This is a genomic window from Herbaspirillum autotrophicum (assembly GCF_001189915.1).
GTDB lineage: Bacteria > Pseudomonadota > Gammaproteobacteria > Burkholderiales > Burkholderiaceae_D > Herbaspirillum > Herbaspirillum autotrophicum.
In genome coordinates, this window is the sequence record NZ_LFLS01000017.1 from 14,851 (window position 1) to 32,527 (window position 17,677).

A 17,677-nucleotide genomic window follows, 5' to 3' on the forward strand; every position below is an offset into this window, starting at 1 on the left:
GGCACACACGCAATTCTTTTTCCATTTTCAAGACGGCTGCATCCGCAATGACCACCACTTCAGACTCCAGCTTTCACATCGCCTTCTGCGTCGACAATCACTATTTCCGCAGCATGGGTGCCACCATTGCCTCGGTCATTGCGAATAATCCGGGACGCCGCTTCACGTTTCACGTTTTCGCTTTCTCGATAACGCCGGAACAAACCCGTCGCATGCAGGAGTTTGAAAAAAATCCGGATATCCGGATGGTGCCGCACGTGGTGGACCCCGCCATTTTCCGCGAATTCTCGGACATGATTCAGTCGTCCTATCTGTCGCTGTCGACCTTTACCCGCCTGATCATCCCGTCGGCACTGAAGGACCAGACCGACCGCGTGCTGTATCTGGATGCCGACATGCTGTGCGTGGGCAGCGTCGATGAACTGGCGGCAATGGATATCAGCGACACCATCGCGCTGGTGATTCCCGATGTCGGCTGGACCACCAACAATCAGCCGGACGGCCGTTACTCGGTACTGAATCTGAAGCACAAACAGTACTTCAATGCCGGGGTCATCTATATCAATATCCCACTGTGGGAACAGAACCGCATCAGCGAAACCGCGATTCAAACCCTGCTGGCCGACAGCAAGAAACTGGCCTTCAATGATCAGGATGCGCTCAACATCGTGCTCGACGGCCGCGCCCGCTATATCGCGGTCAAATGGAATTACATCTACAGCATGATTGCCGATCTCAAACAAGGCAAACTGCAGATGGCTTCGATCGGCGACGCCGTCTTCATTCACTTCGCCGGCGCCATCAAACCATGGAACGACTGGAGCGGTCACAACGCACGCGACATGTTCAAGCACTACCATGCGCTGTCGCCATGGCGCGACATGGCGCTCGATCAGGCGCCGCTGAACTACAAGGAAATGCGCATCTGCTCCCGCTCGCTGATGAAACAGGGGCGTTATCTGGAAGGCCTGCGCTGGTACTGCCGTTACCTGTGGACCAGTCTCGCCGGCAAATTCCGCAAATAAGACTGGCCGGGCGTTGGCGGCGCCATCAACGTGAGGCGTGACAGGGAAGACAGCCGGTGCCATTCCGGCAAGGCACCCATTGCATGGAAATGGCGGCACGCCAACATCATCTGTCCGCGTGCCGGCGGTGTTATCTGTCGAGCCCGCCCATCAACACATACTTGACCTCGACATATTCCTCGATGCCGTAGTAGCTGCCCTCCCGCCCGTAACCGGAATGTTTGACGCCGCCAAACGGAACCGATGCCGTACCCACCGAGCCGGAGTTGAGAATCACCATGCCCGATTCGATGTTGCGGGAAAGCCGGAATGCGCGTCCGAGGTCGCGCGTGAAGACATACGCGACCAAGCCGTATTCCGTATTGTTGGCACGTCGCACGACTTCGTCCTCAGTGTGGAAGCGATAGATCGGGAATACCGGTCCGAAGATCTCCGTGTGCGCGATCCGCATGTCGTCATTGAGACCAGCCAAAACGGTCGGCGCGTAAAACAGGCCACCTTTTGCATGCGGCTTGCCGCCCAGCACCACCTCGGCGCCACTCTGTTTCGCCTCTTCTACCAGCGCTGCCACTTTGTCGAGACCCACCTGATTGATCAGTGGCCCCACGACAAACTCTTGCTGCAACCCTTGGTCGACCCGGATCATGGCGACCTTTTCCGCCACCGCGGCGACAAAACGGTCGTGGATGGCATCCTGCACATAAATGCGATTGGGCGAAATGCACACCTGGCCCGAATTGCGCAACTTGGCCGCGACGAGACCGGCAACAGCATCATCGAAACCGGCGTCGTCAAAGACGATGAACGGCGCATTGCCGCCCAGTTCCAGCGTCATCTTCTTGAGATCGTTGCCGCATGCCGATGCCAGCACCTTGCCGATAGCGGTCGACCCTGTAAACGAGATCTTGCGGATGCGCGTATCGCTCGTGAAAAGCGCACCGATTTCCTGCGGATTGCCGGTGACCATTTCGAACACGCCCTCAGGAATGCCCGCCCGACGTGCGTACTCCAGTAATTTGTAGCCGGTCAGCGGCGTCAGCTCGGACGGTTTGATAATCATCGTGCAACCGGCCGCCAGTGCAGTGGCGATCTTGCGCGTGATCATCATGAACGGAAAATTCCACGGCGTGATTGCCGCGGTCGGGCCGGCCGGCTCCTTGAACACCAGAATTTCCGCATTGCCGGCGTGCGCAGGAATCGTGTCTCCGTACACGCGCCTGGCTTCCTCGGCGAACCATTCGATAAAGCCAAGACCATACTCGATCTCGCCCAGCGCCTCGGACAGGCATTTGCCATTTTCCTTGACCATGAGTTCCGCGAAGGCCTGCTTGTCAGCCTTGACCAGTTCAAACCAGCGCCGCAGCAGATCGCCACGCTCCTTGGCCAACTTGCGCGACCACCACGGAAATGCCTTGCACGTACGGTCAATGGCAGCCGTCACTTCAGCCGGACTCCACTCGGGTACTTCGCCAACCACTGAACCATCTGCGGGATTAACTACGTTGATCATGATATTTATCATCCTGTAAAGTTGAGATATGCCGCCGTGACGGGCATTTGCGCACCCGCTTACGGCCTGTCCGGTCGCGGCAACACTGCGACCACCGGCTTGCTGCAAGCGCACTTGAGCATGGATTGAATGATAGGATTGGCCGGGATTACGGTCGATGGCGCTGGATATATGTTTATTGCCCAATACTATTGACTCAGATATTTCTGGTCATTTAGTGGCAATATCCGAACCTTACGCATGCAGCCCGGGAGCCGCCATGGAGAATCAGCCGGAGCAGTACGACCCGCAAGCGCAGGAATGCCAGCGACAGCGCATGGCAGCCCTGCTCGGACAACTGGCGCCGGTCGAGGGATACAACCTTACGGTGTTGCCCGACATTCGTTTTTTGCGCTCGAATCGTCCACTCAAATCGGTCCCGGTTCTCTACGATCCGGGCATCGTGATCGTGTGTCAGGGAAAAAAACGCGGCTTTTTCGGCGACCAGACTTACCTCTATGACGAACGACAATGCCTGGTGGTGTCAGTGCCGGTGCCGTTCACGATGGAAACCGATGCCAGCGAACAAGAACCGCTGCTGGCGATTTACATGCACCTGGACTTCAAGATCGCTGCCGATCTGATGCTGCAGATAGATCAGTTGGGTGGTGTGGCATCGGGCAAACCGCAAGGCATGATGTCGAGCCGCATGGATCGCAGACTCAATGATTCCGTATTACGCCTGCTCGAAGCCATGAGCCGGTCAATGGAAGCGGAGATCATCGGTCCCGCGCTGGTGCGCGAAATCTACTTCCGCATCCTGACCGGTGATCAGGGACCATCGATGAGAGCCGCGCTTGGCATGCATGGGCAATTCGGCAAAGTGGTGCGAGCGCTGCGTCGCATCCACGCCTTGTACCAGCAGGAACTGAGCGTGGAGCAACTGGCCAGCGAAGCCGGCATGAGCGTGCCCGCATTTCACGTGCACTTCAAGGCAGTAACCAATACCACACCGATGCAATACTTGAAATCCACGCGCTTGCATCAGGCAAGACTACTGATGGTACGCAACAGCATCACCGCTGCAACAGCCAGCGCCGAAGTCGGCTATGACAGCCCGTCGCAATTCAGCAGAGAGTTCAAGCGTCTGTTCGGACGAAGCCCGCGGGAAGAAGTGAAGCGCATGCGGGCCGAGTTTGCCGTGCCGCCGGCGCATGCGGCGTCGATTTATGTATCGTCTCACTGAGGTGAGAGGCTGACGATGTACACAGCCGGCGTGAGACAGAAATGAAAAAGGCGCTGCCGCGCAGCGCCTTTCAATTGCGGCAATCCGTTACGTCACGCGAAAGGACGCTCTTCCGCCTTGAGCAAACCCCACAGGATGACCAGCGTGAAACCGAGTGTCATGACACCTGTGTTATGCGCCATGAATACCTGCGAAAAGCCGAAACCGATATAGCAAACAATCAGCATCAGACCGCACAAGGCATAAGGCCGCTGCGCCGCAGAACCGCGCCTGAGATAGCCGGCAAATAAATACAAAGGCACCAGATACAACGCCAGCAATACCAGCAGGCCAGGAACGCCGCGCTTGACGATGGCATCCAGCCACTCGTTATAAACGTGGTTGTTATCCTTCATCAATGGACTGACTTTGCCTTCGTTGATCAATTCGGTTTCACGCACCACGAAACCTGCTTTGCCCCAACCCAGCAATGGCCGTTCCTGTGCCGCCAGAGCACCGGCACGCCACATTTCCATGCGGGTTCCAATCGACGAGTCAGCATTGCGCGTCTTCGCATAGTCTTGCGCTTCGGCAAATGCCAATTGCACCCGTGCTTTGACATCGGTGCGCGGAATCATGTAAATGACGGCACAAATCACCACCAGGGCCGAGATGATCCCCACCAGATAGCGTTTGCTGATGGTGCCGCCATAGCAGCGATACAGCAGGTAAAGACAGACCGGCAAACCGACCCAGCTGCCGCGGCTACCGGTGAACATCGAGCCCAACATACCCATCACGGCACCGACAATCAGGAACAGCACCCACACATTGGCGCGCGACTGTTCTTTGGCCCAGCCGAGGCCCGCCAGGCAAAGCATGCCAATGATGAAGCTGATATTTCCATACTGGATCGCATTGGTGTAACCGTTGGCCCGGCCGTGCAAGACGAACAGGTTTTGCCATCCCGTAAACAAGCCTGCCAGGATGCCGCCAATCGCCAGGCCGGCCCAGAAGTAACGCGGTGTCGGCGGATAGACGCGCAACACCAGCAACGCCGGGATTGCCAGCAAGAACCGCAATGGCAAATCATATTCCTTGATGATTTCACCATGGATCAGATTCATGATTACCGCGACCACGAAATAGAACAACAACACGGCAATCAACAGCCGGTCTTCGCTATCAAGACGCAAGCGCACATCACGTCGGAACAATACCAGCCCGCCCAACAGCAAGGCGGTAGCCCCTACCGAGAATCCGCTGGGGATGATCAGTGAAATGGCAAAAAACAGAAATACGGCAAACGAGGTATAGCCAATCATCAAACGACCTTTCGGCGTAGTAGTTGCATATAGTTATTGATTTTTATCAACATTGAAGCGCCGCATTTTACCAAACTCGCATTCACTTAGTACTCAATCGCGACCGCATCCTTGCCAAACGACTCCGCCAGCGACGACTGCAAGGCATCAGCCGGCACCACGCGCCATGCGTCCCCAAGCATGACTTCGCAACCGACACCCGGCTGATCGTAGCGCATCACGAACGGCAAACCCTGCGGCATGCGGTATGCAGACAGCGTTTCCTTGAGATAGGCCGGTTCGACCTGTTTCGAGATCGACACCACCACGCGTTGACCATACTGGATCCGGGCAGCGCCGATATCCATGACTTTTTCGGCAGAAATGCGCAGGCCGCCCGAGAAGCGGTCTTCCGATACCTTGCCCTGCACGATCAGCAACTCGTCTTCCTTGAAGAAGGCCTTGTTGGGCTCGACCAGTTCGCTGTACACCGTCACATCGGCGACGGCGCTGCCGTCATCGAGCGTCACGATCAGCAACTTGCCGCGCTGTGTCATCTGCACCCGCACGCCGACGATGATGCCGGCCAGCGAACGCGGTTCGCGCGAGGGTTCCAGATTGGCAATCCTGGTGCGGACAAACTGGCGCACTTCACGCTCGTAGGCATTGAACAAATGACCGGACAGATAAAAACCGAGCGCGATCTTTTCTTCGGTGAGTTTTTGCTTGTCGGTCCATGGCCGCACGTTGATATATTCCAGCGGCGCTTCCAGATCGCTGTCATCGCCCCCAAACAGACTGACCTGATTGGCCGAGGCTTCTGCCTGTTCGGCACTTTCCCAGGCCAGGCCGACCGTCGCCTGCAATACGGCGCGGTCAACGCCGAAGCAATCGAAGGCACCGGCGCGAATCAGCGAATCAATGGTGCGGCGGTTGATCTGCCGCTTGTCGATGCGCTTGGCAAAGTCGAACAAATCCTTGAACGGCTTGTCACCGCGCGCTGCGACGATGGCTTCGATTGCGCTTTGTCCCGAGCCTTTTACGGCGCCCAGCCCGTAACGAATCTGCATCGCCTTCTTGCCCGGCTCGCCCACCGGTGTGAAACGGTAGTCGGACAAATTGATGTCCGGCGGCAGCAAGGTCAGGCCGCAAATGTCGAGCGCGTCTTCCACCAGAATCTTGATCTTGTCGGTATCGTCCATGGCCAGCGACAAGTTGGCTGCCATGAACGCGGCCGGGTGATGCGCCTTGAGGAAGGCCGTGTGATACGACAGCAGCGCGTAAGCAGCAGCATGTGACTTGTTGAAGCCGTAGCCTGCGAACTTTTCCATCAAGTCGAAGATTTCGTCGGCCTTCTCTTGCGACAAGCCATCCTTGGCGGCACCTTCGCGGAAGATCTGGCGATGCTCAGCCATTTCTTCCGCTTTTTTCTTACCCATCGCGCGCCGCAGCAAGTCAGCGCCGCCGAGCGAGTAGCCGCCCACCACCTGCGCCATCTGCATCACCTGCTCCTGATACACCATGATGCCGTAGGTTTCGGACAGAATGCCTTCAGTGCGCGGGTCAGGATAATCAAAACGCTCACCGTGCTTGCGTTTGCAGAAGTCCGGAATCAGGTCCATCGGACCCGGACGATACAAGGCCACCAGCGCAATAATGTCTTCAAAACGGTCGGGCCGGGCGTCTTTCAGCATGCCTTGCATGCCGCGGCTTTCCAGCTGGAATACGGCGACCGTTTTGGCCTTGGTCAGCAACTCATAAGAGGCGCGGTCATTGAGCGGCAATCGCGCCAGATCGAAATCGGCCATGGCCGGATCGAGTTGCTTGATGTAACGCACGGCGCGATCCAGAATGGTCAGCGTGGTCAGACCCAAAAAGTCGAACTTCACCAGACCGACGGCTTCGACGTCATCTTTGTCGTACTGCGATACCACGCCGGCGTCGCCGCCCTGGGTGTACAACGGGCAGAAATCAGTCAGTTTGCCGGGGGCGATCAACACGCCCCCGGCATGCATGCCGATATTGCGGGCGATGCCTTCGACCTGTTGCGCCAGCCCCATCAGCTGCTTCACTTCTTCTTCATTGTCCAGCCGCTCCTTGAGCAACGGCTCTTCTTCGATGGCGTCGGCCAGCGTCACCAGTTTGCCCGGCTTGAACGGAATCAGTTTGGAAATGCCATCGCAAAAGTTGTAGCCCAGATCCAGCACGCGGCCGACGTCACGCACCGCGCCCTTGGCCGCCATGGTACCGAAGGTGGCGATCTGCGATACCGCTTCCTTGCCGTAACGCTCCTTGACGTACTGAATCACGCGGTCGCGGCCTTCCTGGCAAAAGTCGATATCGAAGTCGGGCATCGATACCCGTTCCGGGTTCAGGAAACGCTCGAACAGCAGGTTGTATTGCAGCGGATCCAGATCGGTAATCGACAGCGAGTACGCCACCAGCGAACCGGCACCGGAACCGCGGCCCGGTCCGACCGGGACGCCATTGTTCTTGGCCCAGCGGATAAAGTCGGCCACGATCAGGAAGTAGCCCGGAAACTTCATCTTGATGATGGTATCGTTTTCGAACTTCAGCCGTTCTTCGTACCGGGCCCGTTCCTTCTCGCGTTTGGCTTCGTCGGGGAATAATTGCTTGAGACGGTCTTCAAGGCCGGCCTTGGTTTCTGCCACCAGAAAATCATCGATGGTCATGCCATCCGGGGTCGGGAAATTCGGCAATTGCGGCTTGCCCAGCGTCAGCATCAGATTGCAGCGCTTGGCAATTTCAATCGAGTTCTGCACTGCGCCCGGCAAATCGGCAAACAGCTCCGCCATTTCGGCCTGGCTCTTGAAATTCTGTTGTTCGTTGAAACGCCTCACGCGACGTGCATTGGCCAGAATTTCACCCTCGGCGATGCAAGTCCGCGCTTCATGCGCGACAAATTCGCCTTGCGTCAGGAACTGGATCGGATGCGTCGCCACCACCGGCAGTTGCAACCTGGCCGCCAGCGCGACCGATTGCCGCACCTGAATATCCATGTTGGGCTGGCCGGCGCGCTGGATTTCAATGTAGAACGAATCCGGGAAAATCGCGGCCCAGCGTTGGGCGCAGCGTTCGGCGGCAGCCACATTGCCATTTTCAATGGCGATTCCGACATCACCGAAGTGCGCGCCCGACAACGCGATCAACCCGGTACCGCCCTCTTGCTGCTGCAATTCTTCCAGCCATTCGGTACGAATTTCGGCGCGGCCGCGATGCAGATTGGTGAGCCAGGCGCGGCTCAGCAAATCGCATAACTGCAAATAGCCATGATTGTTTTTGACCAGCAACAGCAAGCGCGACGGTTTGTCGCGGTCGTCGTCATTGCTGATCCAGACGTCGCAACCGATGATCGGCTTGACGCCTTTGCCGCGTGCGGCTTTGTAAAACTTGACCATGCCAAACAGATTGGACAGGTCGGTAATGCCAAGGGCGGCCTGGCCGTCTTTGGCGGCCTCCTTGACGACGTCATCGATGCGGACCAGTCCGTCGACGATGGAATATTCGGAATGCAGGCGAAGGTGTACGAATTGCGGTGTAGTCATGGGCGATATTTTACAGGTCTATGACATCCGGAGAGGCGAACAATTGTCAGCAGCGGTAAGCAAACCCCGGATCACACTGTCCCACCGACGTTGATCTGCATCAAGCTTCACGCGATTTGTCGCGAAGCTGCCCGCGACAAGTTTATAATGCTGTCAATTCAATGAGTTAGAGCACAATCAGTCATGCAGTCGCCAGCCACTTCTTACATCAATATCGCCGCGTACAAATTCATCACTTTCAGCGATACGGTCGAAAAACGTCCGCAATTCCTGGAATTTTGTCAAAAACACAATTTGCGCGGCACCGTCATTCTGAGCCCGGAAGGCATCAATTTGTTTCTGGCCGGCAAACGCGCCGATATCGATGCGTTTCTTGGCTGGCTGCGCGCCGATCCGCGCTTTGCTGATATCGAAGTCAAGGAAAGCGAGTCCGAGCACCAGCCGTTCAACCGCATGCTGGTCAAGCTCAAGGCCGAGATCATCACGATGAAGTATCCGCTGATCAAGCCGGAAGAAGGCCGCGCGCCGTTCGTCGAGCCGCTGACCCTGAAGCGCTGGCTCGATCAGGGTCATGACGACAACGGCAAACCGGTGGTGATGGTCGATACCCGCAATGCCTTTGAAGTCGATGTCGGTACGTTCGACAACACCATCGATTACCGCATCAGCAAATTCACCGAATTCCCGCAAGTCATCGCCGACCACAAGGCCGAACTCGACGGCAAGACCGTGGTGACCTTCTGTACCGGCGGCATCCGCTGCGAAAAAGCCGCGATCCACATGCAAAACGTCGGTTTCGACAGCGTCTATCAACTCGACGGCGGCATTTTGAAGTATTTCGAAGATGTCGGCGGCGCCCATTACACCGGCGATTGCTTCGTTTTCGATTACCGCACCGCGCTCAATCCGCAATTGCAGGAAACCGCGACCGTACAATGCTTCGCCTGCCGCGCCGTAGTCACGCCACGCGAGCAGTTGTCGCCCGCCTATGTGGCCGGCAAGTCCTGCCCGCATTGCGCGACTGAACCGGCATCGTCCGCTGCGCCGGCGACACAAAGCCACGCCTGAAAACAGCAATAGTTTTGCAGACGTAAAAAAACCGCTGTCACCAGCGGTTTTTTATTGCCCGCAAGCGGGACGATCTTACTTGTTGAAGCGTGCCGCCGTCTCGGCCACGCGCTTGCCGAACAGCTTGGCGGTGTCCAGATCGCCCGGCAACGGTCCTTCTTCCGGCGACGAGTCCGACGGGCTTTGCGCCATCAGACCGGAAAATGAACCGACGAAATTGATGTCATTGCGTTGCGCCGCCTTGGAATTGGCCGGCATCAGGCCGGTACCGACCCATACCATGCTGTGCTGCATGCCCAGCGTGAACAGATAATGCAGGGTCGACAGTTTGTCGCCGTTCATGGTGGCCGAATTAGTGAATCCGGCACCGATCTTGTCTTTCCATTTTTGCGAAAACCATGGCTTGGAAGTGGCATCGGCAAACTTCTTGAATTGCCACGACACGCTGCCCATGTAGGTGGGCGAACCCATGATGATGGCATCGGCGGCATCCAGCAGCGCCCATTGGGCCTCGGTGATATTGCCTTCGGCATCGATGGCGATCAGATCGACGCTGGTGTCGGCAGCCGAGGCGACGCCGGCATGCACGGCTTCCGCCAGTTTTTTGGTATGACCGTAACCGGAGTGATAAACGATGGCAACTTTGCTCATGATGTTCCTTGTCTGATGAAATTGAATTTAACAGTGGGTCTGATGAACGCTGCGATCCCGACAACCGGGATCGCAGCGCAAGAGAGTTACTTCGGCAAATCGAACAACAGCACTTCGGCCTGGTCGCCGTCAGTGAATGACAATGTGGTTACACCGGCAACCTTGAGCGCATCGCCGGTCTGCAATGACTGCCCGTTCACTTTCAGACTGCCGCGTGCGACATGGATATAGGCCAGACGGCCAGCCGCCAATTCCACGCTGGCGTGCTGATCGCCATCGAACAAACCGGCATACACGCTGGCATCCTGATGAATCTTGACCGAGCCGTCACGGGCATCGGCCGACGCAATCAGGCGCAAACGCCCGGTTTTTTCCGCGGCAGAGAAACGCTTCTCTTCGTAGCCCGGCGCAATTCCATCCACATCCGGCATGATCCAGATTTGCAACAGATGGGCGCGCTCAGCCGCCGAATGATTGAACTCCGAATGCCGCACGCCGGTGCCGGCGCTCATGCGCTGCACATCGCCGGGACGGATCACGCTGCCGTTGCCCATGCTGTCCTTGTGCTCCAACGCACCTTCCAGCATGTAGGTAATGATTTCCATGTTCTGGTGACCGTGCGTGCCGAAGCCCTGCCCGCCATCGATCCAGTCTTCATTGATCACGCGCAGCGGACCGAAGCCCATGTGCCCGGGATCGTGATAACCGGCGAAGGAAAAGCTGTGAAAAGAGTCGAGCCAGCCGTGATTGGCATGTCCGCGATCATTCGCCTTGCGTAGTTCCAGCATGTTTGCTCCTTGGCTATTTGGCTACTTATACAAATTTCCTGTTGATGTTTCACACTATAGACCTTGTTCTTCTTCAGAATAAGGTCCAGAATTCAGACGAATCATTCAAATATTCTGAACAATGAACCTGACGCTGGAAGCATTGCAGATTCTCGACATCATTGACCGCAAAGGCAGCTTTGCCGCAGCCGCGCTGGCGCTGGACCGAGTCCCCTCGGCCCTGACCTACAGCGTGCGCAAGCTGGAAGACGACCTCGACGTGTTGCTGTTCGACCGCCGTGGCCACCGCGCCAAACTGACCCCTGCCGGCCAGCAACTGCTGACCGAAGGGCGTCATCTGCTGCTGGCCGCCGACGATCTGGAGCAACGCGTCAAGCGCACTGCCACCGGCCGCGAAACCGAATTGCGCATCGTCCTCAACAGCGTCATTGCCTTCAAGAACATGTTGCCGCTGATCGCCGCCTTTGATCGCGAAGCCTCCGGCACCCGGCTGCGTTTCACGCCGGGCGTGCTGGCCGGGGCTTGGGAAGAAATCATTGCCGGCCATGCCGACCTGGTGATCGGGGCCACGCTGGACGGGCCGGAAATCGTCCGCACCAGCGGCCGCTTCCAGACCCGCTCACTGGGACTGGTCGAATGGGTGTTTGCGATTGCTCCCGGGCATCCGCTGGCAGAGGCAGCAGAGCCGCTGCCGCCGGAGCTGGTCAGGCAACACCGGGCGGTGGCGGTCGGCGACAGCAGCCGCAACCTGCCGAGCATGACGATCGGCTTGCTCAGTGGCCAGGAAACCCTGACGGTACCCACCGTGGCCGCCAAACTGGCGGCCCAACTGGCCGGCCTCGGCTGCGGCCATCTGCCGCGCAACTGGGCCGCCCCTTATCTCGCCGATGGTCGCCTGATCGAAAAACAAACCCAGGTCGGCAAACCGCATGACGATTTTTTAGTTGCGTGGCCCAAGGCAGAACAGGGAAAATCGCTCAAATGGTTTCTTGCGCAATTATCCCAACCTGCAATTCAACAAATGCTGCTCAGCGGTGCCGGCTGACATGCACGATCAAATGAACCATCCCGTCGAGCACTACGTCGGCCGTTTCGCGCCCTCGCCTTCCGGCCCCTTGCACGCCGGCTCACTGGTGGCGGCCATGGCCAGCTATCTGGATGCCAAAGCGCATGACGGCCGCTGGCTGTTACGCATGGAAGACATCGATGAAGCGCGCAGCGCCGCAGGTGCCGCCGCCGATATCGTGCATACGCTGGCAGCGCTGGGCATGCAATGGGATGGCCCGATACGGGTGCAAAGCGAATCCCTGCCCGACTATCAGGCCGCGTGCGCCCGACTTGACGGACTGGTTTACCCCTGCGGCTGCACGCGGCGTGAAATTGCCGACTCCGGCGTTGGCATCGCCGCCGATGGTGCAGCGATTTATCCCGGCACTTGTCGCGCCGGGCTGGCACCCGGAAAAATCGCCCGGGCGTTGCGGGTGCGCGTGCCGGATGCCGGTACCGCGTCCGAATTCATACAGTTTGAAGATCGCTGGCTGGGACGGCAAAGCCAGTACCTGGCGCGCGAAGCCGGCGATTTCGTCTTGAAACGCGCTGATGGTTACTGGGCATACCAGTTGGCGGTGGTGGTGGATGACGCCTTGCAAGGGGTGACACATGTGGTGCGCGGCGCCGACTTGCTGGAGTCGACCGCGCGTCAGATTTACCTGCAACGGCTGCTGGGCTATCCGGTGCCGGTATATCTGCATGTACCGCTGGTGTGTACCGCCGACGGCGAAAAATTATCCAAGCAGCATGGCGCGCAAGCGCTGGACTTGCAACAACCGCTGCCGGAATTGCAGCGGGCGGCCGGTTTTCTTGGATTGGGTACGCTACCGGCAACGAGCGTTGCCGACTTCTGGCCGCAGGCACAACAGGCCTGGCTACAACGACTGCAACAACAACGCTGAAGCAGGAACACCGGGGTTCCTGCTATCGCCTTATTACGGCGCCGGACGTTTCGGCATGCCGCCCAACAGTGCTGCCACCTTGTGCTTGGATGGCTTGCCGGCCGGTTTGACGCCATTCGTGGTTTCGGCAACAACCGGTGCCGCACTTGGTTCGTATGGCTTGAGAAACCATGGATCGACTTTTTCCCGGCGCGGCGTCGGCGTCGACGAAAATCCGGTGTTGCCACCGCGACCATAGGCCGTGGTATCGCGACGCGGCGCAGAACGATCCGCACTGCGGTCGGCGCTGCCATTGCCGCTGCGCTCGCCGCCACGTTCACTACGCTCGCCGCGATCACTGCGCTCGGCGCGGGCGCGTGGCGTAAAGCCGGTCAGCTCGGCGCGTACGAACTTCATCTTGATCAGTTTTTCGATATCGACCAGCAAACGCTCATCCTTTTCGGAATACAGCGAAATGGCGTCGCCCGAAGCGCCGGCACGACCGGTACGGCCGATGCGGTGAACATAATCTTCGGCGTTGTACGGCAAATCGACATTGATCACGCACGGCAATTCGGCGATATCCAGACCACGGGCCGCGACATCGGTCGCCACCAGCACTTCGATCTGGCCTTGCTTGAAGGCTTCCAGCGCCGCCATGCGTTCGCCCTGTGATTTGTCGCCGTGAATGGCGGACGCCTTGACGCCGTCGTTTTCCAGCAGACGCGCCAGTTTGGAAGCGCCGATCTTGGTGTTGGAAAACACGATCACTTGCTTGAGCTGACGCTCGCGAATGATGTAAGCCACCGCTTCACTCTTGGTGGCTTCGTCGATCTTGTAAATGGTCTGGGTCACGCGTTCGGCAGTGGCATTGCTGCGCGCTACCTCGATGGTGACCGGATTGTTCTGGAAGCTGCCCGCCAGCTTTTTGATTTCGCCCGAGAACGTGGCCGAAAACAGCAGATTCTGGCGCTTCTTCGGCAGCAGATTGATGATGCGCTGCAAGTCCGGCAAGAAGCCCATGTCCAGCATGCGGTCGGCTTCATCCATGACCAGAATTTCGGTCTGCGACAGATTCAGCGTCTTTTGCTGCACGTGGTCCAGCAGGCGTCCCGGCGTGGCAATCACGATTTCGACACCGGCGCGCAAGGCGGCTGTCTGCGGCGCCATGTCGACGCCACCGAATACCACAGTGGAGCGCAACGGCGTAAAGCGACAGTAGGATTTGACGTTTTCAGCAACCTGGTCGGCCAGCTCACGGGTCGGCGTCAGAATCAGCGCCCGTACCGGATGGCGTGCCGGCGAGGCACTGTTGCTGGCCTGCGGCAACAGCAACTGGATGATCGGCAATGAAAAACCGGCAGTTTTGCCGGTTCCGGTCTGTGCTGCGCCCATGACATCGTGCCCCTGCAATATGACAGGGATGGCTTGCGCCTGAATCGGGGTTGGATGGACGTAGCCCTGCTCCGTCAGTGCGCGCAGGATATCGGGCGAAAGACCGAAGTCTTCAAAGCGGACGGCAGGTGTTTCGGGTGTTTCAGTAGCGGACAGATTGTCGGGCATGGTTTACGGTGAACCTGGCGTGAATCGACAAAATGATCTGCAGGACAGATGGCGATTGACGACACATTCGCGAAGAGGTTGCTTTCAGTGTTGACGTATTACGCGGCGCGACTCATGCAGAAAACCGGTCGCCCACGTCAGGAGGTTGCCGGACAGCATCCCCGGCAAGCCGCTATTATACGCCCGTCAGAGCTTTGGCTTCATGACTGTTTCATTTCAGATCAATGCCGCATGGCCAAATTGATAACTTTGACAGTCAATTTGCCGTGATTGGCTCAGACGATGGTGATATCGAGATCCGGCAAGCCATCCACATGTCCTAGCAAGCGGTCGCCTTTGACTACCGGGCCCACGCCTTCGGGGGTGCCGGTATAAATCAGGTCGCCCGGGAATAACTCGACCAGTCCCGACAAAAAGGCGATGGTTTCAGCCACACTCCAGATCAGATCGGACAAATCGCCCTGTTGCCGGAGCTCGCCGTTGACTTTAAGCCACACCGCGCCTTGCGTCGGATGTCCGGCCTGCGCCACTGGCAGCAGAGGCGCGCAGGGGGCGGAATGATCGAAGCCCTTGCCCATATCCCACGGCCGGCTCAGTTTCTTGGCGGCGCCCTGAATGTCGCGCCGGGTCATATCCAGACCGACCGCATAACCGAACACCAGATCCAGCGCGCGCTCCACCGGCACATCGCGACCGCCCTTGCCGAGCGCCACCACCATTTCGATTTCATGCTGATAATCGCTGGTCTGGCTCGGATATGGCACCTTGCTGCCGGTCGGCACGATGGCATCGGTCGGCTTCATGAAAAAGAACGGCGGTTCGCGGTCGGGATCATGCCCCATCTCGCGGGCGTGGGCGGCATAGTTGCGGCCTACGCAGTAAATGCGGCGCACCGGAAACGGATCGCCGCCGACGACAGGAATGGTAGTGATGGCGGGGGCTGGTATCGCGAAAGTCATGCAAGGGCTCCGGTGAATAAGAAATGAGGATCTGCCGGAAGTGTAAAAGAAAACAACGCGCATTGCTGAACCCGCTCACAGCGCCGTCAATACCGTGTTTTTGTATGGCATCATCTCATCCGATCAGTATCAGCATGAACGCTCTGCGCCGGAGCTCCCGCCGCCGCCGTTCCATTATCGATAACGCAAGGACCAAGTGTATGAGGATGCAACAACAAAGCCCGGCAATCGCCGCTCAAATTCAAAAGGCGGTGGCCCTGCATCGCAGCGGAAAATGGGATCAGGCAGAAGAACTCTATCGCAAAGTCTTGCGCGTGGCACCGACCCATTTCCAGGCCCTGTATCTGCTCGGCATGCTGGCCCTGCACCGCGAACAATATGCCGAAGCGGTGACCCTGATCGACCGCGCGCTCAACATCAATCCGGAGCATGTCGATGCCCAGTTTGATCGCGCCACGGCACTGGAAGAATTGCGGCGTTATCCGGAAGCGCTCGGCAGCTACGATCTGGTATTGCTGCTGCGCCCCGATTTCAGCGATGCGCAGTTCCGGCGCGGCAATGTGCTGCGCGCCATGCAGCGTTATCCGGAAGCATTGCAGTGCTATCAGCGCCTGCTGGCGGCCAAGCCCGATTTCGCCGAAGCGCTGTTCAAGCATGCCAATACCTTGCACGATCTCCAGCGCATTCCGGAAGCGCTGGAAGGTTATCGCAAGACGCTGGAACTGCAACCGGAATTCCTGGAAGCCTTGTTCAACATGGGCAATGCACTCAAAGATCTGAACCGTCTCGACGAAGCACTGGCGACTTATCAGCGGGCGCTGGCAATCGAACCCGAGTTCGTACAGGCACGGGTCAACAGCGGCTACGTCCAGCACAATCTCAAGCAACCGGAAGCAGCACTGCAAAGCTATGATCAGGCACTGGCGATCCAGCCTGACGAGGGCAGCGCCTTGTTCAATCGCGGCATCGTGCTGGAAGATTTGCAGCGGCATGAAGAAGCACTGGAAAGCTACGCCCGCGCCCAGGCACTTGACCCCGAGGCTGCTTCGCCGCAATGGAATGAAGGCCTGTGCCGCTTGCGTCTGGGCCAGTTCGAAGCGGGCTGGGAAAAGTACGAATGGCGTTGGCAAACCGAGCAATTGAAGGAGCACCGCCGCCAATTTCACAAGCCCTTGTGGCTGGGTCAGGAGTCGCTGGAAGGCAAGACGATTCTGCTGTATGCCGAACAAGGTTTCGGCGACACGTTGCAGTTCTCGCGCTTTGTACCGCTGGTCGCAGCGCGCGGCGCACGTGTCATTCTGGAAGTGCAACCGCAACTGAAATCGCTGCTGTCATCGCTGGCCGGGGTCAGCATGGTGGTGTCTGCCGGTCAGCTCTTGCCGCACTTCGATTATCACTGCCCGCTGATCAGCCTGCCGCTGGCGTGCGGCATGCGCGTCGAACAGGACATTCCGACCGAACCGTATTTTCAGGCGGATGCCCGGCAAGCCGCGCAGTGGAGCGAACGCCTGGCGCCCGCCACACTGCGCGTGGGTCTGGTGTGGGCCGGCAATCCCCGTACCAGCAATCCGGAAGCCACGCGTCTGGATGCCTTGCGTTCGATCAGCTTTGCTACGCTGGCACCGTTGCTGGAACAGGAAGGCATCGATTTTTATTCGCTGCAACTGGGCGATGCCGCTCAACATCAGCTCAGAAGTCATCCGCTGGCGCAGCGGGTGATCGATCATTCGCGCTTCTTCTACGATTTTTCCGATACCGCCGCACTGATCTCGCAACTGGATCTGGTCATCACGGTCGACACTTCCGTGTGCCATCTGGCCGCCGCCCTCAACAAGCCGACCTGGCTGCTCAATCGCCTCAATACCTGCTGGCGCTGGCTGCTGGAACGCGAAGACTCGCCATGGTATCCGTCGCTGCGCATTTTTCGCCAGACCGCACCGGGCGACTGGGATGGCGTCATTGCCCGCGTCAATCAAGAGTTAGGCCAACTGCAAGCGACCCGCACCTGAGTCTGCAGCGAGCGCGGATGACGCCGGCGCGGCGTTTTCCGTACTCGCCTGCAAGCCGCGACGTCCGCGTGTAAACTTTGGGGCTGTTCACTCGCAAGG

At 58.3% G+C, this 17,677-nt stretch carries 13 protein-coding genes; 6 read left to right on the forward strand and 7 right to left on the reverse strand.

Going from position 1 to position 17,677, the window contains the following annotated elements; all coding sequences use genetic code 11:
• The first annotated feature begins 47 nt into the window (after positions 1-47).
• On the forward strand, positions 48-1,025 hold the full coding sequence (locus tag AKL27_RS14300; protein ID WP_050463523.1) for a glycosyltransferase family 8 protein: 978 nt from the start codon (positions 48-50) through the stop codon (positions 1,023-1,025).
• Positions 1,026-1,155: 130 nt separating this feature from the next.
• On the opposite strand, the gene AKL27_RS14305 is transcribed toward AKL27_RS14300, so the two are convergent.
• Entirely contained in the window at positions 1,156-2,535 is a 1,380-nt protein-coding gene (locus AKL27_RS14305) for an NAD-dependent succinate-semialdehyde dehydrogenase (protein WP_050463605.1), read from the reverse strand.
• 259 nt (positions 2,536-2,794) lie between these two features.
• Between AKL27_RS14305 and AKL27_RS14310 the strand changes: the two genes are divergently transcribed.
• Positions 2,795-3,760 (forward strand): AraC family transcriptional regulator, encoded by a 966-nt coding sequence (locus tag AKL27_RS14310; RefSeq protein ID WP_050463524.1) that lies wholly within the window; start codon positions 2,795-2,797, stop codon positions 3,758-3,760.
• Positions 3,761-3,852: 92 nt separating this feature from the next.
• Here AKL27_RS14310 and AKL27_RS14315 read toward each other — a convergent pair whose 3' ends face one another.
• Together AKL27_RS14315 and dnaE are read right to left on the reverse strand one after the other, a co-directional pair.
• Complete coding sequence (locus tag AKL27_RS14315; protein ID WP_050463525.1) at positions 3,853-5,064, reverse strand: O-antigen ligase family protein; 1,212 nt, start codon at positions 5,062-5,064, stop codon at positions 3,853-3,855.
• 86 nt (positions 5,065-5,150) lie between these two features.
• Positions 5,151-8,609: a DNA polymerase III subunit alpha gene (gene dnaE / locus AKL27_RS14320; RefSeq protein WP_050463526.1), complete on the reverse strand. Its 3,459-nt coding sequence runs from the start codon at positions 8,607-8,609 to the stop codon at positions 5,151-5,153.
• A gap of 183 nt (positions 8,610-8,792) precedes the next feature.
• On the opposite strand from dnaE, the gene AKL27_RS14325 reads away from it, so the two are divergent.
• Positions 8,793-9,677, forward strand: coding sequence for a sulfurtransferase (locus tag AKL27_RS14325; protein WP_050463527.1), 885 nt, complete (start codon positions 8,793-8,795; stop codon positions 9,675-9,677).
• A 75-nt stretch (positions 9,678-9,752) separates the two neighbouring features.
• On the opposite strand, the gene AKL27_RS14330 is transcribed toward AKL27_RS14325, so the two are convergent.
• Both AKL27_RS14330 and AKL27_RS14335 read right to left on the reverse strand, forming a co-directional pair.
• Entirely contained in the window at positions 9,753-10,328 is a 576-nt protein-coding gene (locus AKL27_RS14330; RefSeq protein ID WP_050463528.1) for a flavodoxin family protein, read from the reverse strand.
• 86 nt (positions 10,329-10,414) lie between these two features.
• Positions 10,415-11,116, reverse strand: a complete 702-nt coding sequence (locus AKL27_RS14335; protein ID WP_050463529.1) for a pirin family protein — start codon at positions 11,114-11,116, stop codon at positions 10,415-10,417.
• A gap of 121 nt (positions 11,117-11,237) precedes the next feature.
• Between AKL27_RS14335 and AKL27_RS14340 the strand changes: the two genes are divergently transcribed.
• Together AKL27_RS14340 and gluQRS are read left to right on the forward strand one after the other, a co-directional pair.
• Positions 11,238-12,161, forward strand: coding sequence for a LysR family transcriptional regulator (locus AKL27_RS14340; protein WP_050463530.1), 924 nt, complete (start codon positions 11,238-11,240; stop codon positions 12,159-12,161).
• 13 nt (positions 12,162-12,174) lie between these two features.
• The gene (gene gluQRS / locus AKL27_RS14345; RefSeq protein WP_050463606.1) at positions 12,175-13,068 is read left to right on the forward strand and encodes a tRNA glutamyl-Q(34) synthetase GluQRS; all 894 of its coding nucleotides are present in this window, start codon (positions 12,175-12,177) and stop codon (positions 13,066-13,068) included.
• A 33-nt stretch (positions 13,069-13,101) separates the two neighbouring features.
• Here gluQRS and AKL27_RS14350 read toward each other — a convergent pair whose 3' ends face one another.
• A complete protein-coding gene (locus tag AKL27_RS14350) occupies positions 13,102-14,610 on the reverse strand; it encodes a DEAD/DEAH box helicase (RefSeq protein WP_050463531.1) in 1,509 nt (502 codons plus the stop codon).
• Between the two features lie 275 nt (positions 14,611-14,885).
• Positions 14,886-15,569 (reverse strand): fumarylacetoacetate hydrolase family protein, encoded by a 684-nt coding sequence (locus AKL27_RS14360; RefSeq protein ID WP_050463533.1) that lies wholly within the window; start codon positions 15,567-15,569, stop codon positions 14,886-14,888.
• 200 nt (positions 15,570-15,769) lie between these two features.
• On the opposite strand from AKL27_RS14360, the gene AKL27_RS14365 reads away from it, so the two are divergent.
• A complete protein-coding gene (locus AKL27_RS14365) occupies positions 15,770-17,578 on the forward strand; it encodes a tetratricopeptide repeat protein (protein ID WP_232310995.1) in 1,809 nt (602 codons plus the stop codon).
• The last annotated feature ends 99 nt before the right edge of the window (positions 17,579-17,677 follow it).